Genomic DNA, 19,613 nt, shown 5'->3' with positions numbered 1-19,613 from the left:
CCCAATTTGCAAGCGTTTCGATGGCGCATGCAAAATTGGGTCCCCGCCAAGGGGGACGCCTAGTCCGGGGACGACGGGGTGATTGAAAAGGAACTCGTCATGACCACGACCATGCACAAGATCGCCCTGATCCTGTTCGTGCTCGCCCTGCTGCACACGTTTGCGACGCGCCTGTTCGAAGGCCTGGCGCACCGCCATCCGCGCCACGCCGGCCTGTTCCACCTGCTGGGCGAGGTGGAGGTCGTCTTCGGCTTCTGGGCCTTCGTGCTGATGCTGGCGCTGGCCTTCGTCGACGGCAGCGCCGCCGCCATCGACTACGCCGAATCGCGCCATTACACGGAGCCGCTGTTCGTGTTCGTCGTGATGGTGGTGGCCGCGTCGCGGCCCGTGCTGGAGGCGGCGCGCGCGCTCGTGCGCCTGCTCGCGCGGCTGCTGCCGCTGCGCACGGAAGTCGCGCAGACGTGGCTGGGCCTCGCGCTCGTGCCGCTGGTCGGCTCGCTGATCACGGAACCGGCCGCGATGACGATCGCCGCGCTGATGCTGGCCCCGTCCGTGTTCCGTCCCGGCATGCCGGAATGGCTGAAGTACGGGGCGCTGGGCGTCCTGTTCGTCAACGTGTCGATCGGCGGCACGCTGACGTCGTATGCCGCGCCGCCCGTGCTGATGGTGGCCGGCGCGTGGGGCTGGGACAGCATCCACATGCTGACGCACTTCGGCTGGCGCGCGGCCATCGCCGTGCTGGCCAACGCCAGCGTCGTGACGTACCTGCTGCGCCCGCACCTGCGCCCGTTCGACATCTCGATCGAGGGCGAGGCGCCCGTGCGCATGCCGATCCTCGTGACCTTAACCCACCTGGGCGTGCTGACGGCGATCGTGCTGCTGGCCCACCATCCCGTGCTGTTCACCGGCATTTTCCTGCTGTTCCTCGGCATCACCCAGGCCTACCCGCGCTACCAGGACCCGCTGATCCTCAAGGAAGGCCTGCTGGTCGGCTTCTTCCTCGCCGGCCTCGTCGTGCTGGGCGGGATGCAGCAATGGTGGCTGCAGCCCATCGTCGCGAAGCTGGAACCCACCGCCCTGTTCTTCGGCGCGCTGGGCCTCACCGCGATCACGGACAACGCCGCGCTGACCTACCTCGGCTCGCTGATCGCCGGCCTGTCCGAACGCGCGCAATACATGCTGGTGGCGGGCGCGGTGGCGGGCGGCGGCCTGACCGTCATCGCCAATGCGCCGAACCCGGCCGGCGTGGCGTTGCTACGGCGCGGCTTCAACGACGAGTCGATCGGGGCCGTGGGCCTGCTGCTGGGTGCCCTTGCGCCCACTTGTGCGGCGGCTGTGTTGTTCTTGTTGTAACGTATTGACTGGAACGGGACCCTCCACGTCCCGCAGCGAGGGAACAACATGGATCACGACCTGCTGGTCAGCAAGACGGGCACCATCGAGCGCTGCTGCAAGCGTGCCCGCGACGAATACGAGAAGGACCCGACGACCTTCGTCGGCGACATCACGCGCCAGGACGCGGCGACCCTGAACGTGATCCGCGCCTGGGAAGCGGCCGTCGAGATGGGCGATTACGTGCTGGCCGACCGCGGCCTGGGCCCGGCGCACGACGAGCGCGAAGTCATCACGCTACTGGCGGACAACGGCTGGATCGAGCCGGCACTGGCCGAGGACCTCAAGCGCACGGGCGAATTCTGCCGCGCCGAATGGGACCACCAGGCCGCGCCGCTGCCCGCGCTGGTGACCATCATCAAGCGGGGACTGGACGATTTCGACGTGTATGCACGTGCGCTGCTGGCGGGCAGCACGACAGATGATCCGGCGGCGGATGCTGTCTAACTGGTATCATGCGCCCTTTCTGAACCACGCACCAGACACCACAAGAACATGAGCCAACCGACCAACCTGCCATCCTTCTGGAGCCGGCTGTCCCTTGCCTTCGGCGCCTTCTTCAAGACCCTGGGCGACGCCGAGTTCGCCGCGCGCGTGCGCGACGACCAGGTCGGCCCGATCGCCGCACCTGCGCCCGCCCCGGCACCAGCACCGAAGCCCGCGCCGGCTCCGGCCCCCGCATCGGCCCCATTACGCATCGCCACGCCGGACGCCGCCCTGCAATTGCTGGGCCTCCTGCAGCGCGAAGCCCGCCTGATCGACTTCGCCAACGAAAACATCACGGTCTACGCGGACGCCGACATCGGCGCCGCCGCCCGTCTCGTGCACGAAGGCTGCGCGCGCGTACTGCGCGAGCACTTCACCATCGAACCCGTGCGCGGCGAGCTGGAAGGCACGCGCATCACGCTGCCAGAAGGCTTCGATGCCGCCAGCGTGCGCCTGACCGGCAACGTCGTCGGCAAGGCCCCGTTCACCGGCACCCTGTCGCACCGCGGCTGGCGCGCCCGCGACGTGCGCCTGCCGCAACTGGCGGATAAACACGACGCCAGCGTCATCGCCCCGGCGGAGGTGGAACTGTGAGCGACATCCAGACCAACGACGCCCGCTACGCCATCGGCATCGACCTCGGCACGACGCACAGCGCGCTGTCGTACGTGGACCTGCAGGCCAGCGACGGCGAGAAGGCCGACCAGGGCGTGCTGGGCATCCCGCAACTGAGCGCGCCCGGCACCGTCGAGGCGCTGCCGCTGCTGCCGTCGTTCCTGTACCTGCCGCACCCGGACGAACTGGCGCCGGGCGAACTCGCGCTGCCGTGGACGAACGGCCAGGCCGCGCCCGTCGTCGGTGAAATGGCACGCAGCCGCGGCGCAAGCACGCCGATCCGCCTCGTGTCGTCCGCGAAGAGCTGGCTGAGCCACCCGAGCGTCGACCGCCGCGCCGCCATCCTGCCGACCGATGCGCCGGAAGAAGTCGAACGCGTGTCGCCGCTGGCCGCATCGACCCGCTACCTCGAGCACCTGAAAGCCGCGTGGAACGCGACGCATCCGGACGCGCCGTTCGAACAGCAGGCCGTCACCGTGACGATCCCGGCGTCGTTCGACCCGGCCGCGCGCGAACTGACGGCGGAAGCCGCGCGCAGCGCCGGCTACGGCAACCCGACCTTGCTGGAGGAACCGCAGGCCGCGCTGTACAGCTGGATCGAAGGCAGCGGCGGCGGCTGGCGCAAGCAAGTGAAGGCCGGCGACATCGTGCTGGTCGTCGACGTGGGCGGCGGCACGAGCGACTTCTCGCTGATCGCCATCCTCGAACGCGACGGCAACCTGGAACCGCACCGCGTCGCCGTCGGCGACCATATCCTGCTGGGCGGCGACAACATGGACCTCGCGCTGGCCCACCTCGTCGCACGCAAGCTGCAGGCGAACGGCACGCAGCTGGACGCCTGGCAGATGCGCGCCCTCACCTACGCCTGCCGCGGCGCCAAGGAACACCTGCTGGCGGACGCCGACGCGACCACGTGGCCGATCGTCGTGCCGAGCCGCGGCTCGAAGCTGATCGGTGGTTCGATCCGCACGGAGCTCACGCGCGACGAAGTCACCACGTTCATCACGGACGGCTTCTTCCCGCGCGTGGAAGCGTCCGCACGCCCCGCGACGCGCACGCGCGCCGGCCTCACGCAAGTGGGCCTGCCGTATGCGCAGGACGCCGCCATCACGCGCCACCTCGCCGCCTTCCTCGGCCGCCAGGCCGGCGCGACGGCGGAGCTGGAAGGCTTCAACGGCAAGGTGAATGCCGAGCACACCTTCCTGCACCCGAGCGCCGTCCTGTTCAACGGCGGCGTGTTCAAGTCGGAGATCCTGGCCAAGCGCGTGATGGACACCATCAACGACTGGCTGTACATGGAAGGCGCCGAACCGGCCCGCATGCTGGAAGGCGCGGACCTGGATCTCGCCGTCGCGCGCGGCGCCGCCTACTACGGCTATGCGCGCCGCGGCGGCGGCGTGCGCATCCGCGGCGGCACGGCCCGGTCGTACTACGTCGGCGTCGAGTCCTCGATGCCCGCGATCCCGGGCTTCGAACCGCCGCTGGAAGCGCTGTGCGTGGCGCCGTTCGGCATGGAAGAAGGCAGCGAGCTGGAACTGCCGGGCCAGGAATTCGGCCTCGTCGTCGGCGAGCCCGTGCACTTCCGCTTCTTCGGCTCCACCGTGCGGCGCCAGGACCAGATCGGCACCGTGCTGGAATCGTGGAGCCCGGACGAGCTGCAGGAATTGAACGAGATCCAGGCGACGCTGCCGGCGGAAGGCCGCACGCCGGGCGACGTCGTGCAGGTGAAGCTGCATGCCGTGGCGACGGAAGCGGGCACGCTGGAACTGGTGGCCGTGGCCCGTGAAGGCCAGCGCTGGAAGGTCGAGTTCGACGTCCGCAGCACCGAGCAGTGACCCGCACCAGACCAGCCCTCGTCGGCATCGACCTTGGCACCACCAACACGGTGCTGGCGTATGCCGGCGTGGGGTCCGACCAGGTCGCCACGTTCGATATTCCGCAGCTGGTGGCGCCCGGCGAAGTGGGCACGGCGCCGCTGCTGCCGTCGAGCCGCTACCACCCGCTCGACGGCGAACTCGCGGCGGATGCGCTGCAACTGCCGTGGCAACAGCCGGACGTGGGCGGCGTGGAAAGAGTCGCCATCGGCCGCCTCGCGCGGAGTCTCGGCGCCGCGTCGCCGGGGCGTCTCGTCGCCTCCGCGAAAAGCTGGCTGTCGCATCCGGGCGTGGACCGCACGGCACCGATCCTGCCGTGGGGCGCGCCGGACGACGTGCCGAAAGTCTCGCCGCTGGCCGCGAGCGCCAGCTATCTCGCCCATCTGCGCGCGGCGTGGAATACGCGGCACCCCACGCAGCCGCTGGAACGGCAGCAGATCGTCCTCACGATCCCCGCCTCGTTCGACGAAGGCGCGCGCGCCCTCACGCTGGAAGCGGCACGTCTCGCCGGCCTGCCCGACGTGCGCCTGCTCGAAGAACCGCAAGCGGCCCTGTACGACTGGCTGCAACGCCACCGCACGACCCTGGCTACCGACCTCGCGGACGCGAAGCTCGTGCTCGTGGCCGACGTGGGCGGCGGCACCACCGACTTCACGCTCGTCAAAGTCGAACTGAAAGACGGAGAACCGGCGCTGGCGCGCATCGGCGTGGGCAACCACCTGATCCTCGGCGGCGACAACATGGACCTCGCCCTCGCCCACCTGGCCGAATCGCGCCTGGGCGAGAGCCAGCGCCTGTCGGCCGGCCGGCTCGCGCAACTGACGGAACGCTGCCGCGCCGCGAAGGAACAGTTGCTGGCGCCGGACGCGCCGGATGAAACGACCGTCACCCTGCTCGGCAGCGGCTCGCGCCTCATCGGCGCCAGCCGCTCCGCGACGATCGCGAAGGCCGACGTCGACCGCATCGTGCTGGACGGTTTTTTCCCTTTTAACGACACGCAGGAAGGTCCGCAGCGCGCCCGCGCCGGCATCGTCGAATTCGGCCTGCCGTATGCGAGCGACCCGGCCATCACGCGCCATCTGGCGGGCTTCCTGCGCCAGCACGCGCAGGCGGCGCGCGCGGCGCTGGGCATCCCCGATGACGACCGCCTGCCCGTACCGGATACGCTGCTGCTGAACGGCGGCGTGTTCCGCGGCGAAGCGCTGGCGCAGCGGCTGGCCGGCGTGCTGTCCGCGTGGCGCGGCGACGCCATCCGGGTGCTGCACAATGCCGATCCGGACGTCGCCGTCGCGCGCGGCGCCGTCGCCTATTCGCTCGCGCGCGCCGGGCTCGCGCCCGCCATCGAAAGCGGCTCGGCGCGCAGTTATTACCTGATCCTCGAGGGAGGCCAACGCAAGGATGGGAAACTGAGCGCCGTCTGCGTGCTGCCGCGCGGCGCCCGTGCCGGCGTGGAGATCACGCTGGCCGAACGCAGCTTCGCGTTGCGCGTGGGCCGGCCCGTGCGCTTCCACCTCGTGTCCGCCATCGCCGATACGGCCGCGGCAGGCGATCTCGTCGACCTCGATCCCGCCGACGTCGTGCGCCTGCCCGCGATCGCCACCGTGCTGCGCGCGCAGGATGCGAAGACCGCATCCATCCCCGTGCAACTGGCGGCCGCGCTGTCCGAGCTCGGCACGCTGGAGATGTTCTGCGTGGCCGAGGATGGCAGCGGCCAGCGCTGGCGCCTGGAATTCCAGCTGCGCGGCGAAGAAGAGGCGCCGGCCAGCGCCGATAGCGCGCATCCGCAGGTCGAAGAAGCCGTCAAGCGCATCGACCGCATCTTCGGCGCCCGCAACCAGCAGGTGGAAGTGCGCGAAGTGCGCCAGCTGCGCGGCGCGCTCGAACACGTGCTGGGCGGCCGCGAACGGTGGGAGACGCCCCTGCTGCGCCGCCTGTTCGACGCCTTGATGGAACGCGGGAAAGGCCGGCGCCGCTCGGCCGAACACGAACGCGTGTGGCTGAACCTGGCCGGCTGGTGCCTGCGGCCCGGCTTCGGCGACCCGCTCGACGACTGGAGAATCCAGCAGCTGTGGGCCCTGTTCCCGGCCGGCGCGCAATACGTCAAGGACAGCCAGGTCCGCGCCGAATGGTGGACCCTGTGGCGGCGCGTGGCCGGCGGACTCTCCACGGAAGCGCAGCTGCGCCTGCTCGACGACTTCGCGTTCAACCTGCAGGCCGACCCGAACGACCGCGCCAGGCGTCCCGCCACGCTCGTCGACGGCAGCGAGGACGACATGCTGCGCCTGGGCGCGTCGCTGGAGCGCATCCCGGCCGCGTACAAGGCCGAAATCGGGGACTGGATGGTCGGCCGTATCATGGGCATTCCGGTGACGCCCAAGCCCGACGCGAAGGCCGCGGCCACGTATGCGCGCTATCTGTGGGCGCTCGCGCGCGTGGGCGCCCGCACGCCGCTGCACGGCAGCGCGCACGAAGTCGCGCCGCCGGATGCGGCCGGACGCTGGCTGACGGAACTCATGCTGCTCGACTGGAAGCGGATCGAACCGGCCGGCTTCGCCGCCGCCCACATCGCGCGCAAGACGGGCGACCGCACGCGCGACATCGGCGAGGACTTGCGCGCCCAGGTACTGCAGAAGCTCGCATCCGCGGGCGCGCCGGCCAGCTGGTCCGCGCAGGTGCGCGAGGTCGTCGAACTGGACCAGGAAAGCAGCACGCGCATGTTCGGCGATGCGCTGCCGCCGGGGCTCAAGCTGCTGCGCTAAAAACCTGTCGTTCCCGCGCAGGCGGGAACCCATACTCACTCTCCGAAGCCCGTCATCCAGCAACACCGCGGCATTTCCGAAACACAGAATTCGGCACCTCAGCATGGGGGAATAGTGCCGAGGGCACTATTCCCGCCTCCGCGGGGGAGACGTATCGTCGCTTCCAGCACGAACGTCGCTTTTCGGGCATGATCGCTTCTCCCCACCGAGTCACAGAAGGAGAAGTGCAATGTCCGACCCCACGAACCCGTTCACGTCCCCCTACGTCCCGCCCCGGGTCTGGTCCCCGGCGACGCCCTCCGGCGGCGCCTTCGCCAGCATCAACCGTCCCGTCGCGGGCAAGACCCACGAGCTGGAACTGCCGGTGGGCAAGCATCCGCTGCAACTGTATTCGCTGGGTACGCCGAACGGGCAAAAGGTCACGATCATGCTCGAGGAGTTGCTGGCCGCCGGCCACGCGGGCGCGGAATACGACGCCTGGCTCATCCGCATCAACGAAGGCGCCCAGTTCGGCAGCGGCTTCGTCGACATCAACCCGAATTCCAAGATCCCGGCCCTCGTCGACCGCAGCGGGCAAGAGCCCGTGCGCGTGTTCGAGTCCGGGGCTATCCTCGTCTACCTGGCGGAGAAATTCGGCGCCTTCCTGCCGCAGGACATCCCGGCCCGCACCGAGACCTTCAACTGGCTGATGTGGCAGATGGGATCGGCACCCTTCGTCGGCGGCGGCTTCGGCCATTTCTATGCGTACGCGCCGGAAAAGCTGGAATACCCGATCAACCGCTATGCGATGGAAACGAAGCGCCAGCTGGACGTGCTCGACCGCCTGCTCGCCCAGCGCCGCTTCGTCGCGGGCGACGAGTACACGATCGCCGACATGGCGATCTGGCCGTGGTACGGCGGCCTCGTGCTGGGCGAGCTGTACGACGCCGGCGAATTCCTCGCCGTGCACCAGTACCAGCAGGTGCGCCGCTGGGCCGACGAGGTCGGCGCGCGGCCGGCCGTGATGCGCGGGCGCAAGGTCAACCGCGTGCGCGGCAAGCCGGAAGAACAGGTGCTGGAGCGCCACGACGCGTCCGACCTGGACTGACGGCCGGCGCGCTTACAGCTTGCTGTTCTGGCAGCCCGCGCTCACGCACTCGCGCAGGCGGTCCTGCAGGAACTGGGCGCGGCGGACGGTCGTGTCGGTCGCGCACTCGAGGTTGACGTAGAACGCACTGCCCTCGTGGCGCGAGCAGTTGTCGTTGCGCTCGGCTATCCATTGCAGCTGGCCCGTTTTGAGACGCTTCTTGCCGTCCGCATCGAGCTTGCCGGCCAGCTTGCCGTACGTGCTGTTGAGCTCATTGTCCGCTTCCTGGTACACCTTGTTCAGGCAATACAGGCCGTCGAAATCCTTCTTCGGCTTGTCGCATGCCGAATTCGCCTGCGCGGCGCCCGCCGCGCACATCAGTACCGCCAACATCCAACGTTTCATCGCCACTCCTTCATGTTTGGGTGCATTGATCATGAACCAAGTCCAGCATGATAGTCGAGCGGGCGGCACCCGATTCTCACCAAGTATTACGCGGCGCTACTTTTCGACCTGTGCCCGTCGTCTTTTTCCTGGCATCTAGCGGGCGCGCGGCAATGCGGATTGGGACTAGGATCGGAGCGTCGGCGCGTACCGCATTGGCGCACGATTGAGTGGACGCAAACGCGTACGAGGACGCCCGTCTACCCTTGATGGGTACCGCACACCGACAGCCCTGCAATCATCGACATCAGGAGGACGAGAGATGAGCTACGCAGATCGCGACAAATACGGCATGTACAAGGCCACCGGACGACATGCCGGCCCCGGCCCGGCGCTGATGGGCGCCGACACCCTGATCGGCGACAGTGTCGTCAACGCTGCCAACGACGACCTGGGCGACATCAAGGAAATCATGCTCGACATGCAGACCGGCCAGGTCGCCTACGCCGTGCTGTCCTTCGGCGGCTTCCTGGGCATGGGCGACAAGCTGTTCGCCGTGCCCTGGCAAGCCCTGCACCTGGACACCGTCAACAAGCGCTTCGTGCTCGACATCGAGAAGGAACGCCTGCGGAACGCCCCCGGCTTCGACAAGGATGCCTGGCCCGACATGGCCGACGCACAATGGGCCCAGCACATCCACAGCTTCTACGGCACCGACCCGATGCGTTCCGGCGCGCCCAGCATGGGACCGGACGTGGCGATGCGCGGCATGGTCGGCGGCGGCGCTGGCGCCAGCACGGGCGCGGGCGCCGGCATGGGCTCGATGGGCGCGGGGCATGCCGGCTCGTCCGATATGGGCACGGGCGCGGGCAGCGCCATGCCCGGCGGCGGCGCCGGCGGTAGCCTCGATCCACGGCCCGGTACCGCCGGCAGCGACACCGACCTGAGCAAGATCCGCGGCAGCAACCTGGGCTGACGCTGGACCACGCGCCATCGGCCCGCAACGGCCGGTGGTGCACGTCGTTACAACTTGTAACCTCAACAGTGCATCGTTTTGCCATGCAATCTGGCAGACTGACGGGATGCAATATTTACTAATCAGCCATTTTCCATTACCCCGGCATGCAATACGGACGTCATCCTGGTCTGGTAATTCTTAACAAAAGCTTTACCCAACTTTACAGCACCGACTGTTTTACCCCGGCCATTCGCCCTCTACAATTTTGCTATGAAGATCTCGAGTGAACAGACGCTGAAACTGGACAGCTGGGGTGGCCACGCACAGCCGGGCGCATTCGGCACGGACTGGCTGGCCGACACGGCCGCCCGCACGGCATTGGTCGACCGTGCGCTGCTCGCGCGTGCCGACAGGATCCTGTTCATCGCCCACCTGGCGCTGGGCGATTTCACTTACCTGCAAAGCTGCTTCGCCGCCTTCGCGCACGCCTTCCCGCACCTGAAGATCGACCTGTGGGTCGACGAGCGCCGCCGCACGCGCCGGGCCGCGGACTGGCCGCATCTGAAAAAATACGCGCTGTACGACTGGCTGGCCGAATGCCCCTGCTTCAACAAGGTCTACGACGAAACCTACAGCCCCGCGCTGTACAAGGCCTCGCTGCAGGAGGCAAGGCAGCAGGATTACCCGATCGTCGTGTCGCTCGCCGTGCTGGACCGGCACAAGTACGCGGGCCTGGCCCGCAAGATCAGCCCGCACGGCTTCGTCGTGGGCCAGAAGAAGCGCGTGCGCTCCTATGACCTCCCGAAGCACCTCGCCTACCGCAAGCTGGACGCCTTCATTTCCGCGTACAACACGGCATCGCATCCGGACCAGCACATCAGTGACATCTACGCCGACTGGTTCACGCAGCTGTTCGGCATCACGATCCCGCCGGCCGCACGCTATCCCGTGCTGTCCATCCCCGACCGCTGGCTGGACTACGCGCACGGCCAGTTCGCCGCCTGGGAATTCGGCGGCACCGGCGTGACGGCGCCCAAGGTCGTGTTCCTGAATGCGTACTCGAAATCGGTCGAGCGCTCGTGGCCGCTTGAACGGGTCATCGAACTGATCCGCACGATGCAGCGGGACGCCGCGTGGCACGACGCCGGCTTCATCGTCAACGTCGTCCCGGAAGACCTGGCGCGCGCCCGTGCCCTGTTCGCCCGCCACGACCTCGCGCGCACCCATCTGTTCAGTGCCGAAGACAATTTCTTCCAGCTGCCGGCCATCCTCGGCCTGTGCAAGCTGATCGTCTCCGTCGAGACGGCCGTCATGCATTTGGCGAATGCGGTGCACGTCCCCGTGATCGCGTTGATGCGTCAAAAGAATCCGGAATGGGCACCCATCGACAAGCACAACAGCACCGTGATTACGGTCGCGCGGCCTGACGACTGGGTCGACAGGATCGGCGTGGACGAAGTGATGGCCGCGCTGGCCTGGCAGACGCTGTAAGCCGCTTCAGGAGGTGATGGGCGCGGCCAGCGCTTCCGCCGTGCCCTTGGCCGCGATGCGCTGTAGCGTCCGCTCCAGCATGGCCGTGTCCGGATAGATGCGCACGCTCGTCACCTTGCCCCAGCGGACCTCGATCAGGTTGACGCCCTCGGCGGACGTCTGCACGCCATCCGTGCCGTAATTCGTCTCGGTCCAGATCGCCTCGACCTGCGTGCGCCACGGCCAGCCCGACACGCGGACCTCGTGCAACGTGAACCGGATGCCCTGCAGCAGGCGCAACAGGCGCTCGTACCATGCGCGGATGGCTTCCGGCGTGCGGCGCGTCCCGGACAGCGCATGCGTACCGACGAAGTAATGCACGGCGTCCGGTGCGAGCTCGTCCGTGATGGCGTCGATGCTTCCCGCGCTGAGGCCGGCAAAGGCGTTGGTGATCCTGCGCCGCACGATGGCGTGGTACATGCGTCCCCCGTTCAGCCTGTCTGTTCGTCCCGGCCGAACGATTCCCAGGCCGGGAGCCCGAATTCCCTGCGTTCGCGCGTATAAAACCACGCCATCATCAAGCCGAACGCCGCACCCGCGCCGCCGGACCTGAGCGCCACGCCCAGGAAGTCCAGTCCCTGCTGCGACCACACGAGCAGCCACATGAACAGCCCCCATGCGCACGTGAACCACGTCCCGTAGACGAGGGCGACGTGGGCGAAGCCGAGGAAGTGCGGCGGGCGGACGCGGACGCCAAGCTTCCACAGCAACCGGAACAACGGCGGCGCGGCGTGACGGCGCGCCAGGCCGCGCGCGGACAGCATGGCGAGGGAACGGTCCAGTTGGGCTCGAAAATGCATAGTGCGCCACCTTATCAAATGTGTCGCGGAAAAAATGCGTGCATTGTCACGAAGACACCATTTGCATGCGCGGTGCGATGCGCGTAATATAGTTAGGTAGCCTACCTATATTACCCATGCCCAACTACGACCAACACGTCGAACGCCTGTCCGAAGACCTGCGCACGGCCCTCAAGGGCCTCGTGCGCCAGATGCGGCGCGACACGGAGCGCCAGGAACAAGGCCTGTCGCTGATGCAGGCGATGCTCCTGCACGTGATCCATGAACACCCCGGCATCGGCGTGGCCGAGCTCGCGCGCATGCAGCAGGTGCGCAGCCCGACGATGAGCGGCCAGGTCAAGGCCCTGGAAACGGCCGGCCTCGTCGAGCGCGCCGCCCAGGAACACGACCGGCGCAGGAGCGGCCTGCACGTCAGCCCGGCCGGCCACAAAGCGCTGCGCCAGTTGCGCGACCGCCGCCACGACTGGCTGTCGCAACGCATCGCCCGCCTGCCGCCCGACCAGATGGCCGCGCTCGCCGGCGCCATCGACGCCCTCAACTTCCTCGCCGACCATGAAGATTGAATCTCCCACGCAAGCCGACGCCCACGAAATCCGTTCCGTCTACCTGGCCCTGATGGCCGTGCTGGGCCTCGGGGCGCTCGACCAGAGCATCGTCGCCACCGCCCTGCCCCGCATCGTGGGCGACCTGGGCGGCATGAACCACTTGTCGTGGGTCGTGACGGCGTACGTGCTCGCGTCCACCGCCACGATGCCGCTGTACGGCAAGCTGGCCGACCAGTACGGCCGGCGCCCGATGATCTTCACGGCGCTCGCGACCTTCCTGCTGGGCTCCGTGCTGTGCGGCTTCGCGCAGAGCATGACGCAGCTGATCGCGTTCCGCGCCATCCAGGGCATGGGTTCCGGCGGCTTCATGCCGCTGGCGCAGATCATCATCGGCGACCTCGTGCCGCCGCAGGAACGGGCGCGGCGCCAGGGCTCGATCGCGATCGTGTTCGCGGTCACCAGCGTGCTCGGTCCCGTGCTGGGCGGGATGATGACGGACCTGCTGTCGTGGCACTGGATCTTCTTCATCAACCTGCCCGTCGGCGCCGTCGCCTTCTACGCCATCGCGCGCTCGCTGCGCAAGCCCGTGCAGACGCACGCGCACCGCATCGACTATCTTGGCTCCGTGCTGCTCACCGTGACCATCACGGCGCTGCTGCTGATGCTCGCGCTGGGCGGCACGGAATGGGCGTGGGATTCGGTGCAGGTGCAGGTGTGCGCCGCGCTGACGGTCGTTCCCGGCGGCTGGCTGATGGTGCACCTGCGCCGCGCGGCCGAACCCGTGCTGCCGCCGGACCTGTTCCACAGCCGCGTCTTCAACATCGCCAGCATCGTGATGGCGCTGACGTTCATGGGCCTGATGGGCGCGAGCGTGTTCTTCCCGCTGTTCTTCCAGCTCGTGATGGGCAGCAGCCCCGCGCATTCGGGCATGATGACGGTGGCGATGATGGTCGGGATGATCGCGTCGTCCACGCTGAACGGCCGCGTGCTGTCGCGCTCGGGCAAGTACAAGTCCGTGCAGGTGGCGGGATTGTCGGCGGCGGTGCTGGCGTTCGCGGTCCTCGCGTGGGGCATGGACACGGCGCGCGGCTACTGGATCATCGAGCCCGCGATCTTCATGCTGGGCGCGGGCCTGGGCCTCGTGATGCCCAACATGACGATCGCCGTGCAGAACGCGCTGCCCGTCCCGCGGCGCGGCGTGGGCACGGCGATGCTGACGTTCTTCCGCTCGCTCGGCGGGCTGCTCGGCGTGACGGGCTCCGGCGCCATCCTCGCGCACCAGGTGCACGCGCACGGCATCGCGGACGTCGCACGCGCGGCGAGTGCGCTGCCCGCCGCGCAGGCGCTGACGGTGGACGTGTACCGCCACGCCATCGCCAACATCTTCGGCGCCGGTGCGCTGATCGTGCTGGCGGGGCTCGTCGCGCTGCTGTTCCTGCCGGAACTGCCGCTGGCGGGGCATCCCGCGCAGGCCGAGCGATGAGCAGCCACACGCCGGCGAGCCGCGCGCCGTGCTATCGTTTCCGCTCCATTTCCAGACCACGAAGGGAGACGAGATGATCAGCAAGAACACGATTTGCCTGTGGTACGACAACGACGCCCTGGATGCGGCGACGTTCTATGCGCAGACATTCCCCGACAGTGCCGTCGGCGCCGTCCACCGCGCGCCCGGCGACTATCCGGCCGGCCAGGAAGGCAGTGTCCTGACGGTGGAGTTCACCGTGATGGGCATCCCGTGCCTCGGCCTGAACGGCGGTCCCGGCGTCAAGCACACCGACGCGTTCTCGTTCCAGGTCTCGACCGAGGACCAGGAAGAGACGGACCGCCTGTGGAATGCGATCGTCGGCAACGGCGGCGAGGAGAACGCGTGCGGCTGGTGCCGCGACCGGTGGGGCGTGTCGTGGCAGATCACGCCGCGCGTGCTGATGGAAGCGTTTACGGGCACCGACCGGGCCGCGGCCAAGCGCGCGTTCAACGCGATGATGGAGATGAAGAAGATCGACGTCGCCGCGATCGAGGCAGCGCGACGCGGCTGATCGGTCACGCGCGCACCATGGCGTGCAGGGTGCCGCCGCCCGTGTCGCGCCTGGGCGGCGCCGCTCGTTCCACCACCTGGCGCGGGCCGTGCACGCCCTCCAGCGCCAGCAGCGCGGCGACGTCTTCGCCGTCGCGGTCGAGCGCCGCCATCACGGTGTCCGCCGGCGCGTACAGGCGCGTGACGATGCGGGCCTGGTTGCGGCCCTGCGCCTTGCCCTGGTACAGCGCCCAGTCGGCCAGGCGCACGGCGCACTGCCAGTCGAACGCGGTGCCGGCGCCCGGCAGCGCGACGATGCCGGCGGTGAGCGTCACCGGGATCGCGCACGTGCCCGCGTCGACGGGCCTGGCGCCGATCGCGTCCAGGATCCGCTCCGCCATGCCGGCGACGCTGGCCGGGTCCATGGCCGGCGCGTGGATCATGAATTCCTCGCCGCCCCAGCGCACCACCATGTCGGTGTCGCGCACCGCCGCGGCGAGGCGGCGCGCGACGTCGACGAGGACCGCGTCGCCCGCGCCATGGCCCCAGCGGTCGTTGATGCATTTAAAATGGTCGATGTCCATCAGGACGAAGCAGTCGACCGCGTCGGGCACCGGGTGCCGGCGGTCGTCCTTGCGGACGCTCATCCGGTTCGTCAGCGAGCGGCGGTTATGCAAGCCCGTCAGCGCGTCGTGCGTCGAACCGAATTCGAGCTGCACGTTCAATTCCTTCAGCCGCGCGTTGCTGCGCGCCGTGCGCCGGTACAGGACCGTCACGACGGCGCCCGCCAGCACCGTCAGCACGGCGGCGAACGTCGTCGCGAGCTGCACCGTGCGGCGGTTGTTCAGCTCGGCATCCTTCAGCCGGTTTTCACGCTGCAGCAGGACGATCTGCTGGCTGCGGCGGTGGGCGTCGAATTCTTCCTGCAGCGTCGCGATCGCGCGGTCGCGCGCGACCCGGGCGCTCTGCTGTTGCAGCGACTGCTGCTCGCGCACGATCGCCAGCGCCTGCTGGTACTGGCCCGCGCGCTCCAGCATGCGGCCCTTCTCGTCCAGCATCGCCTCGAGGTCGCCGGTGAGCTTGTCCTTGCGCAGGTGCGCGATGACGCCGTCGACCCAGGGCAGGCCCTCGGCGATGCGCCCCTGTCCCATCAGCGAAAAGCCGAGATTGGCGCGCGCCATCTGGATGACGTTCTGGTCGCTGCCTTTTTCCGACACGACCAGCGCCTTGCGCGACTCCGCTTCCGCGCGGACGTAGTCGTGGTGCTGCAGATAATAGTCCGCGATATTGCCGCGGGCCGCCGCTTCCATGCCCTGCAATCCCGCGCGCACCGCCGTCGCCAGCGCATTCTCGAACGCGGCGATGCCTTCGCCGTCGCGGCCGATCCTGACCAGGGCGATGGCACGGGTGAACTGCAGCGACGCGAGCGACCGCAGCGACATCTTCTTTTCCGCCAGCCCCAGGTCGGCATGCTCGATCGCCTTGGCGGGATTGTCGGCATTCGCGTACACCTGGGCGATCCGGGCGTACAGCACGGCGCGCCTGCCGCTTTCGCCGGGCCGGCCCTGCAACAGCCGCAGGCCGCGCAGGTAGGCCGCCAGCGCCTCGTCCAGCCGGGCGCGCAGGTTCAGGATATCGCCCTGCGTGCGCTCGACCGACACCTTGAACGTCAGCGCCGTGTCCTTCGGCGCCTGGGCCACGATCCTGTCGAGCAGCGCCTGGGCATCGTCCAGCCGATGGGCGTCGAGCAGCTCGCGCACCTGGCCCAGCATGGCCAGCGCCACGCCCGCCTTGTCGCCCCTGGCCTGCGCCAGTTGCAGCGATTCGCGTTCGAGCGTATAGGCCGAGTCCTGCTGGCCCAGGTCTTCCCTGAGCGCCACTTCCGTGCGCAACAGCATCTGCCGGGCGTCGTAGGGCGCGTTCGGCCCCAGGTCTCGGCGCGCGGCCTGTACCCGGTCGAGCGCCGCGCGCGGGGCGTCCTGCGCGAGGTCCCGGATCGCGTCCACTTCCGCCCGGGGATCGATGGTCGGGGTACCGGCGTGCGCAACCGGCCCGAGCGCCGTGGCGATCACGAGCAGGAAGGAGACGAGGCGGTGAGGAAAAGGCATGACGAGGCGCCGGCTGGAAGTCAATACGTCTGTTGAGGCCATTATGGACTCAACTTTGACTTTCCTCAACGAAACAATACGAGCGATGTGCGAGCACAACATTGTGAATATGTTCGCGTATAACATTAATGTTACGTAACAATAGAGCGCCTGCCGCGACCGATACCCATTCCGATATCGGCTCCCACCAAAAAGTTATTGGCTTCCGAACAATTCCTCCACTACATTGTTCCTCGTCCGGCTCAATGTGCGCATTCCTTCCTTCCCGCACCCGTGATCAACCCACGGTTGCGGCAGCGATCGAACGCCGCCGATGAGCCGGGCACCTCTGTTATCGCAATCATTTCTCACTCATCTATCATGTACGGAGCCCATCCGATGGCATGACCTTTTAAGGTACCCCTATGCAAAAAGATAAGACCAAACGAATTGGTCAAGCAGGAGACTTATCGAGAGGCATCACGCGCACCGCCCTGTGCGGCGCCCTGATGCTCGCCGCGGCGCTGCCGGCCGTGGCACAGACCACCACCACATCCCCTGAAGCGCGCACGGATGCGGACGCCCGCGCCCGCGCCCTGGTCGCGCAGATGACGCTGGACGAGAAGATCGACCAGCTGCTCAACGTCGCACCCGCCGTGCCCCGCCTCGGCATTCCCGCCTATAACTGGTGGACCGAGTCGCTGCACGGCGCCCTGGGGCCGCTGCCCACGACGAACTTCCCGGAACCGATCGGCCTCGCCGCGACGTTCGACGCGCCGCTCGTGCACAAGGTCGCCTCGGCGATCAGCACGGAAGTGCGCGCGCTGCACACGCTGGGCCGCCAGACGGGCCACCTGGGCCGGATCGGCACGGGCCTCGACACCTGGTCGCCGAACATCAACATCTTCCGCGACCCGCGCTGGGGCCGCGGCCAGGAGACGTATGGCGAAGACCCGTACCTGACGGCGCAGCTGGGCGTCGCGTTCATCCAGGGCATCCAGGGGCCGAACCCGGACCTGCCGGACGTCGTCGCCACGCCAAAGCACTTCGCCGTGCACAGCGGCCCGGAATCGACGCGCCACGTGGCCGACGTGTTCGTGTCGCGCCACGACCTGGAGGACACGTACCTGCCCGCCTTCCGCGCCGCCATCGTCGATGCGAAGGCCGGGTCGATCATGTGCGCCTACAACCGCATCAACGGCCAGCCGGCCTGCGGCAGCGACCTGCTGCTGAACGAGCACCTGCGCGGCGCGTGGGGCTTCAAGGGCTATGTCGTGTCCGACTGCGATGCCGTCACGGACATCGACGAGCACCACAAGTACGCGCCCGATCCCGCCGCGGCGGCCGCCGTCGCGCTGAAGGCCGGCACGGACAACGAGTGCAACACGAAGACCCTCGGCGACACGAAGGGCCTGGGCGAGCGTTACCGCGAAGCGTGGAAGCGCGGCCTGCTCTCCATGGGCGACATCGACACGGCCCTCGTCCGCCTGTTCTCCGCGCGCTACCGCAACGGCGACCTCGCGGGCCTCGCGCAGCGCAAGCCGAACCAGACGCCGGTGAACGCGATCGACACGCCCGCCCACCGCGACCTCGCGCTGCAGGCCGCAAGCAAGAGCCTCGTGCTGCTGAAGAACGACGGCACGCTGCCGTTGAAGCCGGGCGTCAAAGTCGCCGTGATCGGCCCGCTGGCCGACGCCACGCGTGTCCTGCGCGGGAATTATTCGTCGACGCAGTCCGCGCCGCCGGTCTCCGTCGTCGACGGCCTGCGCCGCGTGCTGCCGCAGGCGCGCGTGACGCTCGTGCCGGCCGCCGCGTCGATCACGGACGGCGATCCGGTCCCGACCAGCGCGCTGCGCACGCCGGACGGCAAGCCTGGCCTGCGCGCCGAGTACATCAATGGCAGCGACAGCAAACCGGTCCTGGTCCGCACGGAACCGCGCCTCGAATCGCACGCGCTCCAGTTCAAGGACGTCGCGGACAAGCACAAGGTCGTGTGGACCGGCGCCCTCGTCGCGCCGGAGACGGGCACGTACCGCCTGGGCGTGACGGGCGTGAAGGGCGAACTGACGATCGGCGGCAAGCCCGCCGTGCAGGCGACCACGTACTCGCAATGGGGCGAACCGCTGAAGCTCACCGACGTGCGCCTCGAGAAGGGCCAGCGCTATCCGCTGCGCTTCCAGGCCGAGACGGGATCCACCGGCGTGCCCGGTCTGTTCTGGAAACGCGTCTCGACGGCGCCCGAGCAGGATCTGAAGGCCGGCACCGCGGATGCCGACGTGATCGTCGCCGTCGTCGGCCTGACGTCGGACCTGGAAGGCGAAGAGATGGCCATCAAGGTCGAGGGCTTCGCCGGCGGCGATAAAACGTCGCTCGACCTGCCGGCCGAGCAGCGCGAACTGCTGGCCCGGGCCAAGGCGCTGGGCAAGCCGCTCGTCGTCGTCGTGATGAACGGCAGCGCCATCGACCTGTCGTGGGCGAAGGACAACGCGGCCGCGATCCTGGAAGCGTGGTATCCGGGCCAGTCCGGCGGCGCCGCCATCGCCGACGTGCTGACGGGCCGCGCCGATCCGGGCGGCCGCCTGCCCCTCACCTTCTACCGCAGCCTCGCCGACCTGCCGCCGTTCGACGATTACTCGATGCAGGGCCGCACCTACCGCTACTACGCGGGCACGCCCGTGTATCCGTTCGGCGCGGGTCTCTCGTACACGACGTTCGACTATGCGCCGCTGCGCATCGAACCGGTCGCTGGAGCGCCCGAGAACGGCATCGTCGTCACGACGGAAGTCGCCAACACGGGCAAGCGCGACGGCGACGAAGTGGCGCAGCTGTACCTGACGCCGCCCGCGTTCGAGGGCGCGCCGCGTGTCGCGCTGCGCGGCTTCCAGCGCGTGCCGCTGAAGGCCGGCGAGCGGCGCAAGATCAGCTTCACGCTGTCGCCGCGCGACCTCAGTTTCGTCACGAGAGACGGCGTCCGCCAGCTCACGCCCGGCCAGTACAAGCTGACCGTGGGCTCAGGCCAGCCGGGCACCGGCGTGGCGCAGCAGGACGGCACGCTGACCTTGAAACAGACCGTCGTGCTGGCGCAATAACCATAACAAAGGAG

Annotated in this window: 16 protein-coding genes; 12 read left to right on the top strand and 4 right to left on the bottom strand. The window is 68.5% G+C overall.

The genetic code is table 11. From position 1 onward, the window contains the following. Positions 1-99: 99 nt before the first annotated feature. From ACEN9H_RS05110 to yghU, 6 genes are all read left to right on the top strand, one after another. On the top strand, positions 100-1,353 hold the full coding sequence (locus tag ACEN9H_RS05110; RefSeq protein WP_413673980.1) for a putative Na+/H+ antiporter: 1,254 nt from the start codon (positions 100-102) through the stop codon (positions 1,351-1,353). A gap of 48 nt (positions 1,354-1,401) precedes the next feature. Further along, on the top strand, positions 1,402-1,839 hold the full coding sequence (gene hepT / locus ACEN9H_RS05105) for a type VII toxin-antitoxin system HepT family RNase toxin (RefSeq protein ID WP_056136482.1): 438 nt from the start codon (positions 1,402-1,404) through the stop codon (positions 1,837-1,839). Between the two features lie 48 nt (positions 1,840-1,887). Then, a complete protein-coding gene (locus tag ACEN9H_RS05100; RefSeq protein WP_160410238.1) occupies positions 1,888-2,472 on the top strand; it encodes a DUF2760 domain-containing protein in 585 nt (194 codons plus the stop codon). Then, positions 2,469-4,328 carry an Hsp70 family protein gene (locus tag ACEN9H_RS05095; RefSeq protein WP_413673979.1) on the top strand — a complete coding sequence of 620 codons (1,860 nt, stop codon included), beginning with the start codon at positions 2,469-2,471 and terminating at the stop codon, positions 4,326-4,328. The genes ACEN9H_RS05100 and ACEN9H_RS05095 overlap by 4 nt, the downstream gene beginning before the upstream one ends. After that, positions 4,325-7,126: an Hsp70 family protein gene (locus ACEN9H_RS05090; protein WP_413673978.1), complete on the top strand. Its 2,802-nt coding sequence runs from the start codon at positions 4,325-4,327 to the stop codon at positions 7,124-7,126. The genes ACEN9H_RS05095 and ACEN9H_RS05090 overlap by 4 nt, the downstream gene beginning before the upstream one ends. 229 nt (positions 7,127-7,355) lie before the next feature. Next, complete coding sequence (gene yghU / locus ACEN9H_RS05085) at positions 7,356-8,213, top strand: glutathione-dependent disulfide-bond oxidoreductase (protein ID WP_413673977.1); 858 nt, start codon at positions 7,356-7,358, stop codon at positions 8,211-8,213. Between the two features lie 12 nt (positions 8,214-8,225). Here the strand turns inward: yghU and ACEN9H_RS05080 are convergent, their stop codons facing one another. After that, a complete protein-coding gene (locus ACEN9H_RS05080; protein WP_160410235.1) occupies positions 8,226-8,597 on the bottom strand; it encodes a lysozyme inhibitor LprI family protein in 372 nt (123 codons plus the stop codon). A gap of 301 nt (positions 8,598-8,898) precedes the next feature. Here ACEN9H_RS05080 and ACEN9H_RS05075 point away from each other — a divergent pair, with 301 nt between their 5' ends. Continuing rightward, positions 8,899-9,552, top strand: coding sequence for a PRC-barrel domain-containing protein (locus ACEN9H_RS05075; RefSeq protein WP_056136472.1), 654 nt, complete (start codon positions 8,899-8,901; stop codon positions 9,550-9,552). A 252-nt stretch (positions 9,553-9,804) separates the two neighbouring features. Continuing rightward, positions 9,805-11,025 (top strand): glycosyltransferase family 9 protein, encoded by a 1,221-nt coding sequence (locus ACEN9H_RS05070; protein WP_413673976.1) that lies wholly within the window; start codon positions 9,805-9,807, stop codon positions 11,023-11,025. A 6-nt stretch (positions 11,026-11,031) separates the two neighbouring features. Here the strand turns inward: ACEN9H_RS05070 and ACEN9H_RS05065 are convergent, their stop codons facing one another. Further along, positions 11,032-11,484, bottom strand: a complete 453-nt coding sequence (locus tag ACEN9H_RS05065) for a nuclear transport factor 2 family protein (protein ID WP_056328527.1) — start codon at positions 11,482-11,484, stop codon at positions 11,032-11,034. Positions 11,485-11,495: 11 nt separating this feature from the next. After that, the gene (locus ACEN9H_RS05060) at positions 11,496-11,864 is read right to left on the bottom strand and encodes a DUF6404 family protein (protein ID WP_160410234.1); all 369 of its coding nucleotides are present in this window, start codon (positions 11,862-11,864) and stop codon (positions 11,496-11,498) included. 116 nt (positions 11,865-11,980) lie between these two features. On the opposite strand from ACEN9H_RS05060, the gene ACEN9H_RS05055 reads away from it, so the two are divergent. The 3 genes from ACEN9H_RS05055 (at position 11,981) to ACEN9H_RS05045 (ending at position 14,445) form a co-directional block, all read left to right on the top strand. After that, positions 11,981-12,427: a MarR family winged helix-turn-helix transcriptional regulator gene (locus ACEN9H_RS05055; RefSeq protein ID WP_413673975.1), complete on the top strand. Its 447-nt coding sequence runs from the start codon at positions 11,981-11,983 to the stop codon at positions 12,425-12,427. Next, complete coding sequence (locus tag ACEN9H_RS05050; protein WP_413673974.1) at positions 12,417-13,892, top strand: MDR family MFS transporter; 1,476 nt, start codon at positions 12,417-12,419, stop codon at positions 13,890-13,892. Before ACEN9H_RS05055 ends, ACEN9H_RS05050 begins: the two co-directional genes overlap by 11 nt. A 73-nt stretch (positions 13,893-13,965) precedes the next feature. Further along, a complete protein-coding gene (locus tag ACEN9H_RS05045; protein ID WP_371770103.1) occupies positions 13,966-14,445 on the top strand; it encodes a VOC family protein in 480 nt (159 codons plus the stop codon). A gap of 4 nt (positions 14,446-14,449) precedes the next feature. On the opposite strand, the gene ACEN9H_RS05040 is transcribed toward ACEN9H_RS05045, so the two are convergent. Continuing rightward, the gene (locus ACEN9H_RS05040) at positions 14,450-16,531 is read right to left on the bottom strand and encodes a diguanylate cyclase (protein ID WP_413673973.1); all 2,082 of its coding nucleotides are present in this window, start codon (positions 16,529-16,531) and stop codon (positions 14,450-14,452) included. 488 nt (positions 16,532-17,019) lie between these two features. Between ACEN9H_RS05040 and ACEN9H_RS05035 the strand changes: the two genes are divergently transcribed. Then, entirely contained in the window at positions 17,020-19,599 is a 2,580-nt protein-coding gene (locus ACEN9H_RS05035; RefSeq protein ID WP_413673972.1) for a glycoside hydrolase family 3 C-terminal domain-containing protein, read from the top strand. The last annotated feature ends 14 nt before the right edge of the window (positions 19,600-19,613 follow it).

It is taken from the genome of Massilia cellulosiltytica, from assembly GCF_047325105.1.
Lineage (GTDB): Bacteria > Pseudomonadota > Gammaproteobacteria > Burkholderiales > Burkholderiaceae_D > Telluria > Telluria orientalis.
This window is presented reverse-complemented; position numbering and strand designations above follow the sequence as displayed.